This window comes from Kitasatospora sp. NPDC001539 (assembly GCF_040298565.1).
Classification (GTDB): Bacteria; Actinomycetota; Actinomycetes; order Streptomycetales; family Streptomycetaceae; genus Kitasatospora.
Map to the genome: position 1 here is coordinate 19,067 of NZ_JBEPAK010000032.1, position 20,120 is coordinate 39,186.

General features: G+C 71.2%; 6 protein-coding genes and 1 pseudogene. 3 read left to right on the forward strand and 4 right to left on the reverse strand.

The window, feature by feature from the left end:
- Positions 1-526: 526 nt before the first annotated feature.
- The gene (locus tag ABT247_RS08420) at positions 527-1,246 is read right to left on the reverse strand and encodes a hypothetical protein (RefSeq protein WP_350739947.1); all 720 of its coding nucleotides are present in this window, start codon (positions 1,244-1,246) and stop codon (positions 527-529) included.
- Positions 1,239-8,597: an RHS repeat-associated core domain-containing protein gene (locus tag ABT247_RS08425; protein WP_350739950.1), complete on the reverse strand. Its 7,359-nt coding sequence runs from the start codon at positions 8,595-8,597 to the stop codon at positions 1,239-1,241. The genes ABT247_RS08420 and ABT247_RS08425 overlap by 8 nt, the downstream gene beginning before the upstream one ends.
- Positions 8,598-8,855: 258 nt before the next feature.
- Between ABT247_RS08425 and ABT247_RS08430 the strand changes: the two genes are divergently transcribed.
- Positions 8,856-13,247: a ricin-type beta-trefoil lectin domain protein gene (locus tag ABT247_RS08430; RefSeq protein WP_350739953.1), complete on the forward strand. Its 4,392-nt coding sequence runs from the start codon at positions 8,856-8,858 to the stop codon at positions 13,245-13,247.
- 224 nt (positions 13,248-13,471) lie between these two features.
- Positions 13,472-17,449 carry a beta-N-acetylglucosaminidase domain-containing protein gene (locus ABT247_RS08435; RefSeq protein ID WP_350739956.1) on the forward strand — a complete coding sequence of 1,326 codons (3,978 nt, stop codon included), beginning with the start codon at positions 13,472-13,474 and terminating at the stop codon, positions 17,447-17,449.
- A gap of 177 nt (positions 17,450-17,626) precedes the next feature.
- On the opposite strand, the gene ABT247_RS08440 is transcribed toward ABT247_RS08435, so the two are convergent.
- Positions 17,627-18,271 (reverse strand): HNH endonuclease, encoded by a 645-nt coding sequence (locus ABT247_RS08440; protein WP_350739959.1) that lies wholly within the window; start codon positions 18,269-18,271, stop codon positions 17,627-17,629.
- A 524-nt stretch (positions 18,272-18,795) separates the two neighbouring features.
- Here ABT247_RS08440 and ABT247_RS08445 point away from each other — a divergent pair.
- Positions 18,796-19,962, forward strand: coding sequence for a mechanosensitive ion channel family protein (locus ABT247_RS08445; protein ID WP_350739962.1), 1,167 nt, complete (start codon positions 18,796-18,798; stop codon positions 19,960-19,962).
- Between the two features lie 24 nt (positions 19,963-19,986).
- Here the strand turns inward: ABT247_RS08445 and ABT247_RS33615 are convergent.
- Positions 19,987-20,120 (reverse strand): annotated as a pseudogene (locus tag ABT247_RS33615) (HTTM domain-containing protein); the annotation flags it as partial.

A 20,120-nucleotide genomic window follows, 5' to 3' on the forward strand; every position in this document is an offset into this window, starting at 1 on the left:
GAGGAAGAGATCCCACCCAACATCGCCCGCAACGTCTGCACGGTCACACCCGCCCCCGCCGTTTCAACGCCCTTACCGACGACGAGGCCCGCACATCCCTCATCATCGCGCGGGGTCACCGCCTGCGAGCCCTGTTTTAGCTCGCCCTTCACGCCGAGCTCCGCAACGGCGAACCTTTCAGCTTGCGCCGAGAAGACCGCGACCCATCAAGAAGCGTGGAGTCACACCCACATCAGCGTTGCAGCGACGGTGTACGCCTGCGGCCGAATCCGCTTCCAACGCGACGCCATCGACCTCCTCGACCGCGCCTTGCGCGACCCGTCGAAGCACTCCCCCAAGACTGACGATGGCGACGACCTGCCACTTTGTACAGCACCCGTCCGCTGACGTTGCCGTCAATTACTGCCGTCAGGACATCTAGAAGCCCCACCGGGCAACGCCCGGTGGGGCTTCGAATTTGCGGATCAGGCCGACAAGATCCCCTGCACAGGACGGTCGACCTACTATTCAAAACCCGCTTCTAAGATCAGCCCACGGCTCCCCACAGGGAAGCCGCTGTGACACCGCGGTCTCCAAGTCCCTCGGCTTCCAGCGTTTTTTTGACCCGCTCCGCATGTTGTGCACTAGCAGCGACCACAGCCACCTGCATCGAGGCCCCTCGCCCAGGGTTTAGATACGGATGAGAAACAACAGCAATTCCACCCCCGATCCACCATTTTGCGCTCTCTCCAGATGCGCTTTCATCCAGAGAGAGGTCGCCGATAGCCGCCATTACGAGGCTCGGATCGAAATCGGAAATGGCAACGTACTTCCATCCTCGAATTTGACGCCACGCCGCACAGTCCTCAATGAGGTGCTCTATTGAGTCGAAAAGGGGATGGAACTCGGTGGACCATGAACAACCCGCCGCTCCATCAGCGGACATCACAACTGCGCATTGAGCGGAGTCATGGCGTGCCATCTGAAACACGAGCCTTCCGTCGCTGGAGCGCCGTAGCACCGGCCTGGAGCCGCAACCCAAGGTCAATGACCCAGCAAGGACTCCACCGCTCACCGGAATGACGCGACCGCCGTAGAGCGCATCAAAGCGCACTATCCTTGAGAGAGCCTCGTCAATGCCATCCCCAGCCCTTACCAGGTCAGCATTCACAGCAATCATTTCGCGCCGAATCGGACCTGCCCACGCATCCACTCGGGTGCAGTCATCCAAGAACTTGGATGCGCGTTCAGATAGTTCTCTACTCATGCAGCGGGCCTCCTTCCAGATACCTGAACAGGTTCCTGCACGCGGGGCAGAATGGAAGATCCTCGCCATGCAAGTCCGCAGGGTGATCTTTAGTCCCACCCATCACGTAAACGGCTTGTCCGCGAGCACCCTCGATCGGGGCGCGCCGGCTCTCGAGTTCACACAAAGCCCCGATCTCGGCACACCCTCCGTGATGCCCAGTTGCCTGAACTGCCGCTCGAACCTTCGGCGTCAGCTCATCAAGGCTCCTCGCGACACTGACGCCGAACCCGCGCGTGCCGTCAGTTGCTATCACTTCGGCTGCCACGTTGGTCTTACCGATATTCTTATCGGCAACGTCAAGCAGTTCGTCACTGGGCTCGCCACCGCAGTTGTGAACGAGGACCGGCGTTGCCCCCGCGAGCACATAGTACGTGTGGAGCAGGTTGACGGTGAGGTTGTGGGTGGTGACGGCGTAGGGGTAGTTGCGGACGGACTGGATGGTGAGGGTGGTGCCGTCGGGCTGGCGGAGGTGTTCGCCGGGGGTGAGATCGCCGGCGTCGACCCACTGCTGGCGGGTCTCGCTCCAGTAGGGGTGGTGGTGGGTGGAGGTGATCTTCGCCTGGTCGGCCCCAGGCGGGCCGCGGGGGCTGGCGTCGTCGGTGAGGGTGAGGTCGGTGAAGTCCTTGTCGTCGGGGGTGGTGATGGTGGCGGTCACCGGTTCGGGGTGGGTCTCGCCGGTCTGGGGGTCGGTCGCCATGACGACGTCGCCCTCGTGGATGTCCTCGATGGGCTTGAGAGTGCCGTCCGCCATCAGGACCTGGGTGCCGGTGGGGAAGCTGTTGCGCAGCGCACAGCTGGAGGCTGCGGAATCGTCGGCTTCCTGGGCTACTGCCTTGCTCTCTGTTCCGGCTGCGTCGCCTGCTGTTTCCTTCGCGACCTTCTCTTCCGCGGCCTTCGCTGCTGCTGCCTCGGCCGCTCGGGCCTCGGATGCGGCCGTCTTGGCGGTGACGTAGGCGGCTTCGGCTTCCTTGGCGGCGCGTTCGCCGGCTCGGATGGCGTCGTAGGCCTTGTTGATCTCCTTGTAGATCTTGAGGGCCTGGATGCCGACCTTGATGGCCTTGAAGATCTTGCCCCAGGGCAGCGCGTTGAGGGCGGTGTTGATGCAGCCCATCACGTCGCCCTTGGTGAAGCAGTCCCGGGCGTCGTTGAAGCCGATCAGGTCACCGACGACGTCGACCACCTTGTGCACGAGCTCTTCGCGCTTGTGCTTGGCCTCGTTGACGACCTTGTCGGCGGCGTCCTTCCGCCGCTCCGCGGCCTGCTCCTCAGCCGTGGGCTTGGGCAGGTTGGCCAGGGTGGGCGGCGACCAGCTCGCCGGGGTGACGAAGGACTCGCCGTGGCCGTTGTCCTTCGAGTCCGCGAGGCCCTGGCATTCGGCCGGGGTGTCGCAGGTGGGCCGCAGGCCGTTGGCGTCCGACTTGTTGATCGGGCTGTTGTTGGCGTAGGCGTAGGCGTTCCACTGTTGGGGGTCGCCGGGGTCGGTGATGGGGTCGGGGCTGATGAAGCGGCCGGTCCTGGGGTCGTACTCGCGGGCTCCCAGGAGGGTGAAGCCGGTGGCCTTCTCCTTGGTGCCTCCGACGAAGCCCTTGTCGCCGGCCCACACGCCCTGCGCGGGCTGGGTGCCGCGGTCGTTGCCGAAGGGGTCGGTGGGGCGACGGGTGTGGGCGAGGGTTGCCGAGTCGAGCTGGACGCCGTTGGTGCCGTGCGGGTCCGCGCTCTGGTAGACGAGCGTGGAGTTGCCGTTGCTCATCGTGCGGGTGAGGGAGAGGCCGTTGGGGGCCCCGTAGCTGCGGACGTCGGTGACCACCCCTGTGCCGCTGTCCAGGGTGATCTGGTCCGCGCCCAGGTTGAGCATGGTCTTGCCCGGGTCACGGCGGATCAGCTGGTTGCCCGAGACGTCGTACAGGTAGCTGGTCGCACCGCTCTGGCCGGTACCGGTGATCTGGTCGAGCTTGCCCTGCGCGTTCCAGGTCAGCGTCTTGGTACCGGGAGTGTCGGTGATGGAGGTGGTGTTCCCCGCGGCGTCGTAGGTGTACGAGGTCACCGCGGTGCCGGCCGGGCCGGTCTGGGTGGACTTCATCAGTGCGTGCGGACCACCCGTGCCACCGCCCGTCTTCGGGTCGGAGGACGGGGTGTTGGGGCCGGCACCGAAGGTCTGGGTGGTGGTGACGTCCTTGGTGGTGTCCCCGTTGACGTCCTTCTGGACCAGCTTGGTGCGGTTGCCGATGAGGTCGTACTCGTACTGCTGCCAGTACGGGGCCGGACCGCCGATGCTCGGCTTGCCGCTGGTCACCGACGGTCCGTCGGCGTTGGTGCAAGCACCGACACCGGGGACACTCGGCTGCGGCCTGGTGGTCTGGGTGCCGGAGTCGGTCCAGGCCTGGGTGAGCCGTCCGAGGTAGTCGTGGGTGAAGCACTGCAGGTCGGCGACCTGTCCGTCCTGCGCGTTGCGGGCCGACGTGACCTGGCCGAGCGGGTTGTAGGTGTAGTCGACCGAGTCGACGTGCGAGGTCTCGGCGGTCTGCTTGTCCAGGATCGAACGCGTCACCCGGCCGGTGGCGTCATCGATCATCATCGTGGCGACCACCTGGACGCCCGCGCCGCCCACCGTGGTGCGGTACGGCCGGCCGTACGGGTCGTAACGGACGTCGGCGACGTAGGTCTTGGGCGTCGCCAGGCCGAAGGCGCCTGACAGGCCACCGAACTGGCCGACGTCGTCCGGCGCGAACCTCAGTGTCTCCCGGGGCATCCCGGCCACCGCCGGAAGCACCGTGGACATCAGGCGGCCGCCCTCGTCATAGGTGTTGTCGGTCTGGTAGACGCCGGCGAGGGCGCCTTCCACGGCGGGAATGGTGGTCTTGGCGCCGGTCTCGCGGTAACCGATGTCGTAGCCGGTGACCTCCGACTTGTACGCGGCTCCGCTCGCCCCGCCGACGTACCGGGTGGAGGAGGTGGGCTTGCCCAGGGCGAGGCTGTCGTACGTCCAGGACGCCACCTGCTTGGCCGGGTCGATCGCCGTGCCCTCGTAGGCCGCGACATTGCGACCGAGCAGGTCGGTGACGCTGGTCGCGCTCCTGCCGCGCGAGTCCGTGGTGGTGACGAGGTTCTTGGTGTCGTCGTACGACGTCGTTCCGACGCCCGAATCCGGGTCGGTGGTCTTCACCGGGCGGCCGAGCAGGTCGTACTCGTAGGACCAGGTGTTGCCGGCCGCGTCCTTGCGCCACGATTCCCTGCCGTCCGGCGCGTAGCCGTAGGTGGTCTCGTCGTACGCACCGGTGGGGGTGTTGGACTTGTACTGGCGCAGCGCCACAGTGTTTCCGCGGGCGTCCTTGATGGTCGCCGAGGCGAAGCCTCCGGCCGGCGGAGTGGTGCGGACCTCGTCGGCACCGACGTAGTCGGTGTGGGTGCGCCACTGCTCCACACCGAACGACTGGAAGATCGAGTCGGTGGTCCGTCCCATGCCGTCGAACTTCTGGACGGTCTGGGACGGGATCTTGCTGTCCGGGTTCACGCCTCCGTTGGGGAGGAAGAGCTGACCGCTCGGCTGTGCCTGGTCGTTGTAGTAGGCGGCGCTGGTCTTGGTCTGTCGGCCCTGGGAGTCGAACAGCGCATCGGTGATCATGCGGCCGGTGGCGCCCGAGGGCGGAGTGGCCTGGGTCTGGCGTACCCGGGCGAGGCCGTCGTAGATCGTGTAGGTGGACGTGTAGAGCTTCAGGCTGCCCATCAGGGCCTGGCTGAGCACCTGCGAGGGCGCGTTGGTGCCGTTCACCGAGTAGGAGAACTTGCGGTTCGGGCGGTTCGGGTTCTTGGTCCGGTCGTTGCCCGGGCTCCAGGCCGCGACCGCGCGACCGAGGGCGTCGAAGTCCTGCTCGCTGATCCGGCCGTTCTCGTCCTTGATCTTGAGCGGCGAGCCGCGGCCGACGTCGAGGGTGCTGACGGTCTGCCAGCCCAGGGGGTTGGTGTGGGTGACCTGGGTCGGCAGCTGGCCGGTGGCCGGCGAGTACGCCGTCTTGGTCTCGGCACCCGTCGGGTGGGTGGCGTCGGTCCGCGTAGGGTCGACGGTGCTGATGACTCGGCCGTACGCGTCGAAGCTCGCGCGGGCGGTGGCGCGGTAGACCGGCTGTCCGTTGGCGTCGTAGCGCTCCAGGACCTCGGTGGAGGTCTGCTCGGCCTTCGCTCCGGCCTGGCCGAGGGGCAGGCCGTCGAAGTACGCCCGGGTGTCCGCGACGGTGTTGTCCTTCGTCGCGGTCTGCCCGCAGGCGCCCTTGAGGACCAGGGTGCGCGAGGCCAGCTGCGTCGGGACACCGCCGGGGCCGGTGGCGTACTCGAAGGAGGTGCAGAGCAGCTGCTCGGGGTGGGCCAGGTCGCCGTTGTCGTAGACGGTCAGCGGACGGGCGAACGGGGTCGAGTCGTAGGAGGTCGAGCGCTCGCGGGTGCGCCAGCCGTTGGCCAGCTTGTCCCGGTTGGTCACCTTGAGGACGTTGACGGCGCGGGCGGTGATCGCCGGCATGCCGCCGGACTGGTTGCGGGTGGCCGTGACCGGACCCACCCACGGGTCGGAGACGGCGGTGGAGACCAGCTCACCGTTCTCTCCGTTGTACTCGGAGGAGTCGCGGATGAACCCGGCCAGGACGTTCTCGTCCTTGATGGTGCCGCCGTGGGCGTCCGTCACGGACACCTGGCGGGTGCTTCCGTTGGCGAGGACGTCGCCGTCCATGCCGCGGAGGAAGGTGGCGACGGACTTGGTGCGCGGCGCCTCGACGCCACTGCCGTTGCCGGTGAGGGTGGTGACCGTCGCGTAGCCGCGGAACTGGTCCCAGGTGCGGGCCTTGGGGTCGGCCATCTCGGAGTCGTTGCGGTGCCAGGCCGCGCCGCCGCCGTAGACGTAGTCGGTGACGACTGCGGGGCTGCCGCCGGCGACCGAGTCCTCCTGGGTCACCGACTGCACGATGATCTTGTTGAACCAGTCGTTGACCGGGTCCGGCGCACTCTGCCCGGGCAGGTACCACTTGACCGGCATGCAGGCCATCGTGTTGCCGTCCTCGGACGCCGGCATCGTCCCGCCGGCTTCGCGCGAGCACTCGGCAGGCCGGTACACGACGTTGATCACACCACCGGTCTCGGTGGTGATCTTCTGGATGCGGGGGCGGTTGTACGGCTCGATCGACGCCGAGGAACCGTCCGGGCGCACGATCGGGCCCTTGACGCGGTTGGCGATCTGCAGCGGCTGGAAGTAGACCGCCGGCAGTGTGATCGGAGTGCGGTTGTTGGTGCCGGTGTGCTGGACCGAGTCCAGCCACAGTGACGGGGAGGTGCCGTCGCCCGGGTCCTGGAAGGACTGGTTGAGGGCGAAGGAGTCGACCGGGCGGTACGAGGAGCCCGTCCAGACCTCGGTGTCGATCTTCGTGAGGCGCTTGGTGGTCCAGAAGGTGGGCGAGTAGACGGTGCAGTCGCCGGTGGCATCGCAGTTCTGGTCGACCGGGGTGTCCGGCCAGCGCTTGGCGTTGGCCTTGTTCCGCTGCGACGGGTCACAGGTGAAGGTGCTGTCCGGCAGGCAGCGCTCGGCGGTTCGGAACCACACCTGCGCGGCCGGATTGGCCTTGCCCTTGGCGGCGATCTGGTCGGGCAGGCGCTGGCCGTAGCCGACCCAGGTCGGGTAGCTGGCGCGCTGGTACTGGGCCCGCGGGCCGGTGCCGTTGTTCTGGCCGCCGCCCTGGACGTAGTAGTTCTGCTCCTGGTCGTACCGGTAGGTGATCAGGTTCTGGTGGGGGTCGACGACGTAGTCCAGCGACCACTGCCAGCCCATCTGGTTCCAGGTGTTGGTGGCCGGGGAACCGCTCTTCAGGCACGGGTCCTGACCGCCGGGCCAGTAGACCGGGAGAGTGGAGACCGAGTTGCTGGCCTGGTCGGTGCCGTCGCCACCGGGCAGGTGGTTGGCGCCGAAGTAGTACTGGGTGCCGTCGACGGTGGTGATCCGCCAGGCCTCGCCGTTCCACGCACCGTTGTTCTGGCCGGTCAGCCGCTCGACCTTGGTGCCGTCCTCGCCCTGCAGGTGCCAGTCGCAGGACTTGTCGTCCTTGACCAGCTGGCCCGCGTGACCGGCGAGCGACAGCTGGAGGAGGTCACCGCCCCAGCACTGGTCGCCCGACTTGTCGATCCCCGCGTCCTTGCAGCTCTTGTAGCCGCGGACGATGGAGCCCGGGTGCCACTCCCAGCCCTCACCGATCCAGGACGGCTGGGCGTTGGTGGAGGCGGTCTTGCCGTCCACCGCGGAGGAGTCGTAGCCGAGGGAGACGGCGGGAGCCGGACCGGCCAGCGCGGAGGGCAGCTCGACGGTGTAGCCGTAGGTGAAGTTGCCCGCGTTGGCGCCGGCCTGCCAGGAGGCGGACGGAGTGATCGGCGAGGCGGTGAAGTCACCGCTGCTGCCCTTGGAATCCGCTTCGACGGCGAGCGCCACGGTCGGGGAAGCCGTCGCCGGGCTCTCGAACGCCCCGGCCGAGAAGGACGTGGCGCCGGAGGACTTGGCGGCGGAGGCCTCGGGGACCTCGACCTCGGCCACCAGCCGCCCGGTGGCGGCGTCGCGCTCGGACTGCACCGGGGTGCGTGTGGTGCAGCCGGCGGCGCCGGGAGTGGTCAGCGCGCAGCCGGGCAGCTGCACGATCCGGGCCCGGGAGCCCCAGTCGGCACCCGCGTTCTTGGCCCAGGCCTGGATGTCGATCCCGACCTGGACCCGACCCGCCCGGCTGCCCTCACCGGTGTCGGTGAGGGCGAGCAGCGCGCCGTTCACGCCCGCGGCCCTGGTCCGCCCCTGGTCTGCCAGGTCGACCTGGACGGTGGCGGCGGAACTCGGGCCGTCGCCGGCCGGGGCTGCGGCCGCGGCCTTGGGGGCCGACCTGGCACCGGCCGGCGGCGCGACCCAGACCGGCAGCGAACCGGCCTGGACCGGCTTCGCGGGCACGGCGGCCGGGGGTGCGTCGGCGGCGCCCGCTGCCAGGGCCGCCTTCGCGCCGACGGCGGCGCCGCCGACCACCGCGGTCGCTCTGCCTGACGGTGGACTGGAGTCGGCTGGTGGTGACCACTTCTTGCCCTGATCGGGCGTTCGGCCGGGGGTCTTGCTGCTCGTGCCCTTCACCGGATGCGACTCCGGCACCGGTGTGTTCGGCGGCACCCACACCTCGGGCGGGGTGGCGGCCTTGGCGACCGCTTGAACCGAGGGAAGCGTCACCACCGACATGCACACGGCCAGGGCGGCCGCCGTCGCCAGGCGCGAGCTGCGCGCGCGGTTGAACAGCCGGAAGCGACGAGACACCTGAATCCCCCACGGATTGCCGAGCCTTGACGGGCCGACCACGTCAGCCCAGGCCCACGGCACCCTAGGTGCATACGACCTATCGAAGGTAGGGAAAAATTAAAATCGCATTGAGTGATGAACGTCACTCCGTGAGCAATGTGTCACCACTCCCGACAACTCGGACAGGTTGTCGACAAAACGCTTTGACAGCGAATCGAATGTGCAGGCAGCGTGCGCCTGATCTCTGCTCACATCACCATTGACGACGGGTTCTTCATGTCGAGGCCACAACGTCCATCTCCTCCGACTCCCGAGCGGAACACCAGAAGCCGGACATTCGGTGCCGCGCTGCTTCCGCTCGCCTGTACGGCCGTCCTCTCGCTCGGCGCGGGCCTGCTGGGCGTTCCGACCATCGCCGCCGCGGCCCCGGCCGACCGCAACCACGGCCCCGCCGACCCCTCCTGGCCCGCTACACCGGCAGCTCCGGCCAAGGACCAGTCCGATCCCCGGTCGGCGCAGGTGTCGGCGATCCGAGCGGCCCAGGCCAAGGCGAAGAGCACCGGGAAGCCCGTCGTCGTCGACGCGCTGACCACGGGCAGCAGCCAGACCACGGCGAACCCGGACGGCACGGTGACCAGCGACTCCACCCCGGTGGCGGAGCGGGTCAAGAACGCCGACGGCAGTTGGCGCCCGGTGGACGCGACGCTGCGTGTCAACCCGGACGGCACGCTCGCTCCCACGGCCGTGCCGTCCGCGCTCACCTTCTCCGGCGGCGGCAGCGGACCGCTGGCCACCATGGTGACGGCGGACGGCAAGAAGCTGTCGGTCAAGGCGCCGTTCACGTTGCCGAAGCCCGAAGTCAACGGCGGCAGCGCGCTCTACCGGTCAGTCCTGCCCGACGTCGACCTGGAGCTGAGCGCCACCCCCGCCGGTGGATGGCGTCAGGTCCTGATCGTCCGCACCGCCCGGGCCGCGGCCGACCCCAAGGTCAGGAAGCTCCACCTCGACACCGTCGCCGACGGGCTGACCGTCAAGGCGGACGCCAGCGGCAGCCTGACGGCCGAGGACGCCTCCGGCAAGGCCCGTTTCACCGCGCCGGTGCCGGTCATGTGGGACTCCACCACGACCGCAGCCGCCCCTGCGGCGGCAGCCCAGCCCAGGGCACTGAGCAAGGTCGCGGCGGCGCCCGCGGCGGACGGCACTCCGAGCGCGCCCGAGTCCAGCAGCAAGGCGCCCGGCCCCAACGCGAAGACGGCGCCGATCGCCACGACCGTCACCGGCGGCGGCATCGACCTGGTGCCGGACGCGTCGGTCCTCGGACAGGGTACCGGTCCCTGGTACATCGACCCGGGCTGGAACCCCAGCGTCGACAACGGCACCCAGGCCTGGGCCCAGGTGCAGTCGGCCTACCCCGAGAACCCCGAGTACAACGGCACCCAGTACGGCCAGGACAAGCCGGGAGCCGGCTACTGCGGCTACATCGACACGAACAACCGCTGCGAGAAGGAGGGCAAGGAGCGGGCGTACTTCCAGGTCGGCCTGAACTCCGTCTTCTGGGACTCGGCCGTGCAGAGCGCGACGCTGTACGCCACCATCGCCGCCTCCTCGAGCCCCTCGACCCCGACACCGATGGGCCTCTACTCCACCGGCTCCGGCAACAGCAACCCGATCAACCAGTGGACCCGCTGGAACGCCCAGCCCTGCCCCGAGCTGTGGAACTGCGGAAAGGTCGGGACGCGGACGATCCAGGGGACGGGCGGCACCGACTACGACGTCCTCGGTCAGATGGCCCAGGCGGCGCGCGAGCACTGGGCCGGCTGGACGTTCATGTTCGCCCCCGACAGCGAGACCAACAAGCTCTACCACCAGCGGTTCGCCAACAACCCGCACATCGTCGTCACGTACGACTTCGCGCCGCACGTCGGCAGTCCGGGCACCAGCCCCACGCCGGGCTTCGCCCGCGACGCGGCCTACAACCAGTGCCAGACCCCCGGCACCACGAACCCCTGGGACAACCCGGGGTGGGTCGGGATCAACACCGACATCAACGTCGCCGCGGACACCTGGTCGCCGACCGGTGAACAGCTCTGGACCACCTTCAAGATCTGGGACGACGACGACAACGGTTCCTCGAAGATCTACGAGACCGGCTGGGCCGCGAGTTCCGGCCGCCGGAGCCTGAGCGTCGGCTCCCTGATCGACGGTCACCAGTACGGCTGGTTCGCCCACACCGGTGACGGCACGCTCGACAGCGACAACACCGCGATGTGCTTCCTGCGGATCGACCGCACCCCGCCGACCGCCCGCATCACCTCGACGGACTTCCCCGAGTCCGGCACCCTGGGCGGTCACCCCAAGCTCGTCGGCCAGGAGGGCGTCTTCACCCTGACCGGCACCGACCCGGCGCCGGCCACCGGCGGCCGCTCCTCCGGTCTGGCCTGCGCCCGTTGGACCAACGACCCGATCCAGGCCGCGGCCACCGGGTGGAGCTGCAACGACGGCGGCAACGTCGTCAAGATGAACGGCGACGGCAGCTTCCAGCTGAAGTACACCCCCTGGCACTGGGGGACCAACTTCCTGTACCTGCAGACCCAGGACAACGCCGGCAACATGTCGCAGCCGGTCGCCTACACCTACTTCGTGCCCAGCAACCCGGCCGCCGGCGACCCGGTGATGGGCGACATCGACGGTGACCGCAAGGGCGACGTCCTGCTGCCGGACGGCACCGGCTCGCTGCGCCTCGTCGGCGCCAACGCCGACCCGTACGCGGCCCCGAACACCAGGCCGGCCTCGGCGCCCGGGGCGGCCGACAACCAGGACTGGAGCACGGCCCAGATCACCCACCGGGGCTCCTTCAGCGATCGGAACGTGGATGACCTGGTCGCCCACGCCCCCGGCGACCCGTTCCTCTCCCTGTATCCGAACGACGACATCGCGGGGCACCTCGACGGTCAGGCCGCGACGACGCTGACCAAGAGCCGGACGTGCGTCCTGCCCGACAGCACGCCGATCGACTGCGCGGCCTACGGCAACGGCGCCGACTGGTCCGCCGTCACCCAGATCGCCGCGTTCGGATCGCCCTTCGGCGACACGCCGGACAGGCCGGGCACCTCGACCGTCGGTCTGCCACGCTCCTCCCTGCTCTTCGTCGAGCACAGCCGGCTGTGGCTCGGGCTGTCGTACAACGTCAAGCAGCTCGACGGGCCCGCCATCCTGCTCTCGCAGAGCCAGGCCTGGGACTCCTACGACCTGATCACCCCCGGCCCGACCAAGGGCACCAACCTGCCCACCGTCTGGGGCCGCTCCAAGTGGGACGGCACCATCCACGCCTACCAGTTGGCCAAGGGCAGCACCCAGGGCACCTTCGACGCCTCGGCGTTCGCCGACCCCACCAAGGGCTGGCTGGCCAACGGCGCCGACGCGAAGCTCTACCCGAAGGTCGGCTCCAACGGCGATGTCACCGGCGACGGCGTTCCGGACCTCTGGGCCGTCGACACCAACAACCAGCTGGTCGCCTGGGCCGGTATCGGCACCAAGGCACCCGACGTCAACAGCGGCCCGACGGTGACCGGTCTGGAGACGCAGCCGGTCGCGCTCGGCAACCTCAACCACCCGATCGGCAACTGGCTGGCCGCTCCGAACGGCAGCAACACCGTCGCCGACGGCCAGAAGAGGGCCGACGGAACGGCCTCGGGCGTCAGCTGGGTCGGGGACACCGTGGACGGACGCGCCACCACCGTGGGCGCCTTCAGCCCCGGGGCCGGCTCGACCGTCACGATGTCGCGTCCGGTGGTCGACACCCGTAAGAGCTTCACCGTGTCCACCTGGGCCAAGACGGGCCCGAAGGGCGGCATCGTCGCCAGCCAGGACACCGTGCACGGGAGCAACTTCATCCTGTACGCCGACGCGACGTACGGCTTCTGGGCCTTCGCGCTGTCGGTCAGCGACGACGACACCTGGTCGTACGACTTCACCGACACCAGGAACGCCGGTGCCACCTTCCGGACCGGCGTCTGGACGCGGCTGACCGCCTCCTACAACGCCGACACCGGCGCGATGTCGCTGTACGTGGACGGTGTCCTCGCCGCGACCGGGCACCACCGGGCGAGCACCAGCCCGCCGTCCTCGGGGCCGTTCGTCCTGGGCCGGTACAAGTACCAGTCCAAGCCGACCGACAGCTTCGACGGGAGCATCAGCAGCACCGCCGTCTACCCCTTCGCGGTGGCGCCGTCCGCGCCGAGCACCGCCAGTGTCATCCGCTCGCACGTCGACGGCAACAAGTGCGTGGACCTCAACGGCGCCACGGCCGCGAACGGCACCGCGGTCCAGCTCTGGGACTGCAACGGGAGCTCCGCCCAGCAGTTCTCCCTGGGCAACGACGGCACCGTCCGGGTCATGAACGGGTGCCTGGCTCCGGTGAGCGCCGGTACCGGCAACGGGACGCAGATGGAGTACCGCACCTGTGACGGCACCGCCGCGCAGAAGTGGATCCCCCTCGCGAACGACGCGCTGTACCACCCGGCCTCGGGCCGCTGCCTCGACCTGCCGGGCTGGCAGGCGACCAACGGCAACCGGCTGCAGCTGTGGGACTGTCACTACGGCGCCTCCCAGCAGTGGTCCGTCCCCAACCTGCGGACGGCCGTGCTGCCCGCTCCCCCGCGTTCGTGACACCGCCGTCGTGACGTCCGGGCCTCCGACGCCCGCGTTCTGACGTAGCACCTCGGGCCCGTTCCGCCGATTCGGCGGGGCGGGCCCGAGGTGGTGTCAGGAGTGGGGCCGACCGGGGGAGGAACGGGGGCAAAGTGGGCATAGCCGTCGGCGGCGTTGACACCGGGTTGGGTAGCTGGTGGGGTTTGCTCGCGATGTGGTCCAGGCCTGTTGAGGAGGCTCCTGTGCAAGCCCGTGTGTCCGTTGTGGCCGGGCGGCGGCTGCGGCAGCAGCTGGAGCGGAGCCCGGCGCTGCGGGAGGTGCTGCAGCATCCGGCGGCGTTGGGTGCGCGGCGGGCGACGGCGCGGACGTGTCGTCAGTTGGCGCCGCGGACCGCGGACCGGCTGATCGCCGATCTGAAGGGGACGGAGCCGCTGTTGGCGTCGGTGCGGGCGGAGCGTGCGGCGGGGCGGCCGGGGCGGCGGGCGATGCAGATCGCGGCCGGGGTCGCGGCGGCGGCGGTGGTCGGCGGGCTGCTGGCCGGGCCGGTGCCCTCGGCGGCGTACGCGGCGACGCCCGGGCCGGACGCGGTGAGCACCGCGCCGCAGACGCCGCTGGGCAGTGTGACGAACCCGCAGGTGTTCCCCCGGCCGCAGGAGCAGACCGTGGCGGGCAAGGCGGTGACGGTGCCCGCCGAGGTGACGCTGGTGCCCGCGCCGAAGGTGGACCGGGGTGCGGTGGACGCCGTGCGCGAGGTGCTGGCCGTCGCCGGCGCCACCTCCGTGGTTCCGCAGCCGGACGGTGGGACGCCGGCCGCCGGGTCGCTGGTGGTGTACGTCGGCGGCCCCGCCGAGGACGCCGGGGGCGAGGTGGACCGGACGCTGCGCCGGCTGGCGGCCGCGGCCGGCGCGAAGGACGGCTCCGCGCCCTCGCCGGCGGGCATGCCGGCCGGCGGCTACGTGCTGTCGGCGGGTCAGCTGCCCGCCCAGGGCGGCGGGACGTACGGCGCGGTGGTGCTGGCGGGCGTGGACCCGGCCGGCACCTTCTACGCCGCGCAGAGCCTGCGCCAACTGCTCGCCGCCGTACCGGCCGAGCAGGGGCAGGGCCCGGGCGCGGCCGGGCTCGGGCTGCCCGGGGTCGCGCTGCGGGACTGGCCGAGCGGGGCGGCGGTGCGCGGGACGGCGGAGGCCTTCTACGGCACCCCGTGGACCGCGCAGCAGCGGCTGGAGCAGGTCGACTTCCTGGGCCGCTCCAAGCAGAACTTCTACCTCTACGCGCCCGGTGACGACCCGTACCGGCTGTCCCGCTGGCGGGACGCCTACCCGGCCGCCCGGCAGTCGGAGCTGCGCGAGCTCGGCGACCGGGCCCGGCAGAACCACGTCACCCTCGGCTACGCGATCTCCCCGGGGCAGTCGCTGTGCTTCAGCTCCGACAAGGACGTCAACGCGCTGGTCGCCAAGCTGGACGGGCTGCGCAAGCTCGGCTTCACCGCCTTCCAGCTGCAGTTCCTGGACGTCAGCTACGACGAGTGGCACTGCGACGACGACCACGACGCCTACGGCAGCGGCCCGGCCGCGGCCGCCAAGGCGCAGGCCGCGCTGGTCAGGAAGGTGCAGGAGCGGCTGATCGCCCCGAACCCCGGCCTGGCGCCGCTGTCCGTCGTACCGACCGAGCTGTACAAGCAGGGCGCCACGCCGTACCGCAAGGCGCTGGCCGAGGCGCTGCCGGCCGGGGTGCAGGTGGCCTGGAGCGGCGGCGGGGTGATCCCGGAGAAGGTCACCGGCGCCCAGACCTCCGACACCGGCAGCCTGTACGGGCACCCGCTGCTCACCATGGACAACTACCCGGTCAACGACGCCAGCCCGGACCGGCTGTTCCTGGGCGCCTACACCGGCCGCGAGCCCGAGGTCGCGACCCGCTCGGCGGTGCTGCTGACCGGCGCGATGCAGCAGCCGGTCGCCTCCCGGATAGCGCTGGCCACGGCCGGCGACTTCGCCTGGAACCCCACCGGCTACAAGCCCGAGGACTCCTGGCAGGCCGCGGTGCGCTCGCTGGCCGGGCCGACCGGCGGCGGCGCCACGCCCGCCGGGTCGGCACTGGCCGCCGTCACCGCGCTGGCCGGCAACAGCACCTCCTCCCCGCTGTCCAAGCAGGAGTCCGGCTACCTGGCGCCGCTGCTGGAGCGGTTCTGGGCGGCCGCCGAGCCCACCTCGGGCGCCACCCCGGACCTCGCCAGGCTGATAGAGGCGGCGGCCCCGCTGCGGGACGCCTTCGCCGCGATGGCCACCGCCCGGCAGACCCTGTCCGACACCCAGGCCACCGCCCAGCTGGCCGCCGAGGCCGGCCCCTGGCTGGCCCCCCTGCGCGACTACGGGCTGGCCGGGCAGGCCGCGCTGGACATGTTGCTCGCCCAGAAGGGCGGCGACGGCGCGGCGGCGTGGAAGGCCCGGGTGCGGCTCAACGGGCTGCGCGCCCAGCTGGGGCAGTCCCCGGCGACCATCGGCGCCGGCGTGCTCGACCCGTTCCTGGAGCGGGCGGTGCGCGCCGCCGACAACTGGTCCGGCGTGGTCGGCGGCGGGGTCACCGCGACCAGCAGCATGGGCACCGCGCAGGACCACCTGCCGGCGCTGATGACCGACGGCCAGGCCGACACCTTCTACTGGAGCTCCGCTCCCCCGCAGCCCGGAGACTCGGTCGGCGTGGACCTCGGCGCCGGCCGGCCCGTCACCGGCGTGACCGTGCTCATGGGCGGCTGGGGCGACGGCCCCGACGCGCGGACCGCCGTGGACGACTACATCCGCGACGGCGTGCTGGAGTACAGCACCGGCGAGGGCGGCTGGAAGCAGCTCGCCGTGGTGAAGAACCAGAAGACGGTCAGCGCCCAGCTGCCGCCCGGCACGGTGGTGCGGGCGGTGCGGCTGCGGGCCACCGCCGCCCAGAAGACCGCCGTCGCGGTGCGCGAGTTCACCGTCACCGCCCCGGACGAGGCCCCGGCCAGCGTCTCCGGCGGCCCCGAGGCACTGCCCGGCTCCTCGGCCGCGGCCGTGCTGGACGGCAACCCGGACACCGCGTACCGCGCGGCCAAGGCGCCGACCGCGCAGGACGAGCCGCTCACCGTGGAGCTGGGCAGCGCCCGCCCGCTGGACCGGCTCACCGTGCTGACCGACCCGAACGTGCACGCCACCGCGACCGTCGCGGTGCGCCGCTCGGACGGCACCTGGACGGACATCGGCACCGTCCAGCCCGGTTACAACGAGCTGCCGGGCGGCGGGCAGCCGGCCGACGCGTTCCGGCTGACCTGGAAGCCCGGCGGCGACCCGCCGGTCGTCAACCAGGTGATCCCCTGGTACGCGGACGTCCCGGCGGCCCGGCTCGGCCTGGCCGACCCGGCGGTGGACGTGGTCACCGGCGCGTCCGCGCCGGCCAGGACCCAGGCCACCGTGGAGGCCGGCCGTCCCGAGGGCACCAGCGGCGAGCTGCACACCGAGGTGCCGGCGGCGGCCAAGGGCCTGACGGTGACCCCGGCCGGGGCGATCAGCGTGCCGCGCGGCGGCCGGGTGGGCGTGCCGCTGCTGGTCACCGCCGCCCCGGGGACGCCGTCCGGGACCTACCAGGTGCCGGTGTCGTACGTGGCGGGCGGCACCACCGTGAAGCAGGTGCTGGAGGTGCACGTGGTGCCGCCGACCGGCGGGCCGGACCTCGCCGTCGGTGCGAAGGCGACCTCCTCGGGCGACGAGACGCCGGCCTTCCCGGCCGTGGCGGTCGCCGACGGCGACCCGAAGTCCCGGTGGTCCTCGCCGGCCAAGGACGACGCCTGGGTGCAGCTGGAGCTGCCGCAGGCCGTCCACCTGGGCGCCGCGGTGCTGCACTGGCAGTCCGCGTACGCCTCCTCGTACCGGATCCAGGTCTCGCCGGACGGCAGCACCTGGACGGACGCGGCGAAGGTGGACATCGGCAAGGGCGGGGACGAGACGGTGCGGTTCGACGCCCCGGGCGTCCGGTTCGTGCGGATGCAGGGCGTGGCCCGGGCCACCAAGTTCGGCTACTCGCTGTACGGCATCGAGCTGTACGCCGTCACCGCGCCGGCCGCCCCGCCGCAGCCGCCGGTCGCGCCGCCGGCCCAGCCCGGCCAGCCGGGTCAGCCCGGTCAGCCCGGTCAGCAGGGCTCGGGGCAACCGGGGGCCGTACCCGCGACGACCCCGCCGGCGGCGCCGAAGCAGTAGCGGCGGGCCGGGGCCCGGGGCGGACACGGGTCCCGGGAAGCCTCGTACTCAGGCGGCCCTCCGGCCCGCGGAGGAGGCGGGAACGCGGCGGGCCGCCGGGCTCCCCGGTGCGGGGGGCGCGGCGGCCCATGAGGCGCGTACCGACGGTGTGACGGGCGGGCCCTTGTGGTGCGGTGGTCAGGCGGAGAGCGGCTCGGGCTGCTCGCCGCGGCGGACGGGGGTCGAGTGGGCGCCGTGCGCCCGGCCGATCGGGACGGTGTGGCTCGGCTCGGTATGGTCGTGGTGCTCGTACTCGCCCCACTGCGGGGCGCGCAGCTGGTCCGCGCCGCCGTACGGCTCCAGGTAGGGCCGCCAGCGCGGGTCCTTGATGCCGGTGCCGATGATCCGCCAGGCGAGGCCGCTGGGCGGTGCCGGCGGGCGCTTCATGCGCCAGCCGAGTTCGGTGAGGTGGCGGTCGGCCTTGGTGTGGTTGCAGCGGCGGCAGGCGGCCACCACGTTGTCCCACCGGTGCTGGCCGCCCCGGCTGCGCGGGATGACGTGGTCGACGCTGGTGGCGGCGGCCCCGCAGTAGACGCAGCGACCGTGGTCCCGGGCGAACAGCGCCCGGCGGGTGAGCGGGACGGGCCCGCAGAAGGGGACCCGGACGAAGCGGGTCAGACGGACGACGGACGGCGCCGGAAGGGCGCTGGTGGCGCTGTGCAGAGTGACTTCCGAGTCCTCCAGGCTGACCGCCTTGTGGTTGAGGACGAGGATGAGTGCGCGGCGCATCGATACGACGCCGAGTGGCTCGTAGGACGCGTTGAGGACCAGGACATGCGGCACGGATGCCTCCTTGGACGCCTGCGGCGCGTGGCTCGCGCCGGGACGAGCGGTTGGATCGCACAACGAGTGCGCGATCTCCCCCAGTGTCGCCTTACGCCTTCGTACGGCGCCACCACTCCTGTGTAACGGACCTGACGTGAACTCCGGGTGTGGCCCCCGTCATACCCCGTATGCCCTGCGAAGGGTCCGGTTGCACCCCGGGGCGGACGGGGCCGTCCGGGTGTCCCGCCCGGGGGACGGCTCGGCCGGTCGGAGCAGCGTCCGGGCCCGTACGGCGGCGCCTCCGGGGCCGTCGGGAGGCTGTTCCGGGTGGGGCGGGGCGTTGCGGATCGGTACCACAGGGGTGGTGGGGGCGGTGCGCCCGAGGAGCGCACCGGGGCGTTGACGGGGCGTCCGGGGCCCTCCGTACGCCCGTCGGCGTGTCCGGGCGGGTGTTCGGCAGCGGATAGGCTGAGGCGCACGGTCCGCGGGCCGCTCGCGGCGGCGCGGACCCCGTCACGCTCCCAGCCAGGAAGGTCCCGCACGTGTTCCGCTCCGGCGCCACCGGTCCGACCGACGCGTCCCCGACGCTCTCCACTCCGACGCCGGCCCCCTCACCCACCGCACCCGGCCTGCCGCAACTGGACCTGCGCATCCCGACCAGCGCGCAGGAGGTCACCGACACCACGAAGCAGGCGGCCAGCTGGTTCGACACCCACTGGCAGAGCTGGCTGGCGGGCGGTCTGCAGATCGTCCTGATCATCGTGCTGGCGCTGGTCCTGCGGACCGTGGTGAACAAGCTGATCACCCAGCTGATAGCGCGGATGGCGCGCAGTCACGAGAACCGGGAGGAGAGCCGCCTCGGCGGGCTGCTGGCCAACACGGGCGTGGTGAACCCGGAGCGGCGCCAGCAGCGCTCGGAGGCGATCGGCTCGGTGCTGCGCAGCGTGGCCTCCTTCACGATCCTGGGCACCGCGGCGCTGATGGTGCTGTCCGCGCTCGGGGTGAACCTGGCGCCGCTGCTGGCGAGCGCCGGTGTGGCCGGTGTGGCCATCGGTTTCGGCGCCCGCAACCTGGTCACGGACTTCCTCTCCGGGGTCTTCATGATCATGGAGGACCAGTACGGCGTCGGCGACGAGATCGACACCGGGGTGGCCAGCGGCACGGTGCTGGAGGTCGGCCTGCGGGTGACCAAGCTGCGCGGGGCGAACGGCGAGATCTGGTACATCCGCAACGGCGAGGTGAAGCGGATCGCCAACATGAGCCAGGGGTGGGCGACCGCCTCGGTGGACGTGCAGGTCGGCTACAAGGAGGACCTGCAGCGGGTCGAGGACCTGATCCTGGAGACGGCGGAGTCGCTGGCCAAGGAGGCGCCGTACGACGAGCTGGTGTGGGCGCCGGTGTCGATCCTGGGCGTGGAGTCCGTGGCGGCGGACTCGGTGGTGGTGCGGGTCGAGGCCCGGACGGCCCCGGGCAAGGCCGGGGTGGTCTCCCGGGCGCTGCGCCAGCGGCTGAAGGCGGCCTTCGACCGGGCCGGGATCAAGGTCAAGGAGGAGGCGGCGGTGGCCACCGGCGTGGCGATCACCGCGGCGGAGCCGTCGGCGCCGTCGGCCCCGGCCGCGCCGGCCGACCAGGCCCCTCCCGCCTACCGGGCGAGCGAGCCGGTGGCGCTGCCGAAGCCGGCGGACGACCCGGCGGCCAGCAAGCCGTAGCGTCCCGCCGCGCCGCCGGATGAAGCCCCGCCCCCTCGAGGGGGCGGGGCTTTTCGCTGCCCGCAGCGACCACACCTCGGCGCAGCGGGTGAAGACCAGGTAGACCGCCATCAGGTGGACGACGTTGTCGCCGCCGTCCCCGAGGAAGACGCTGCGGT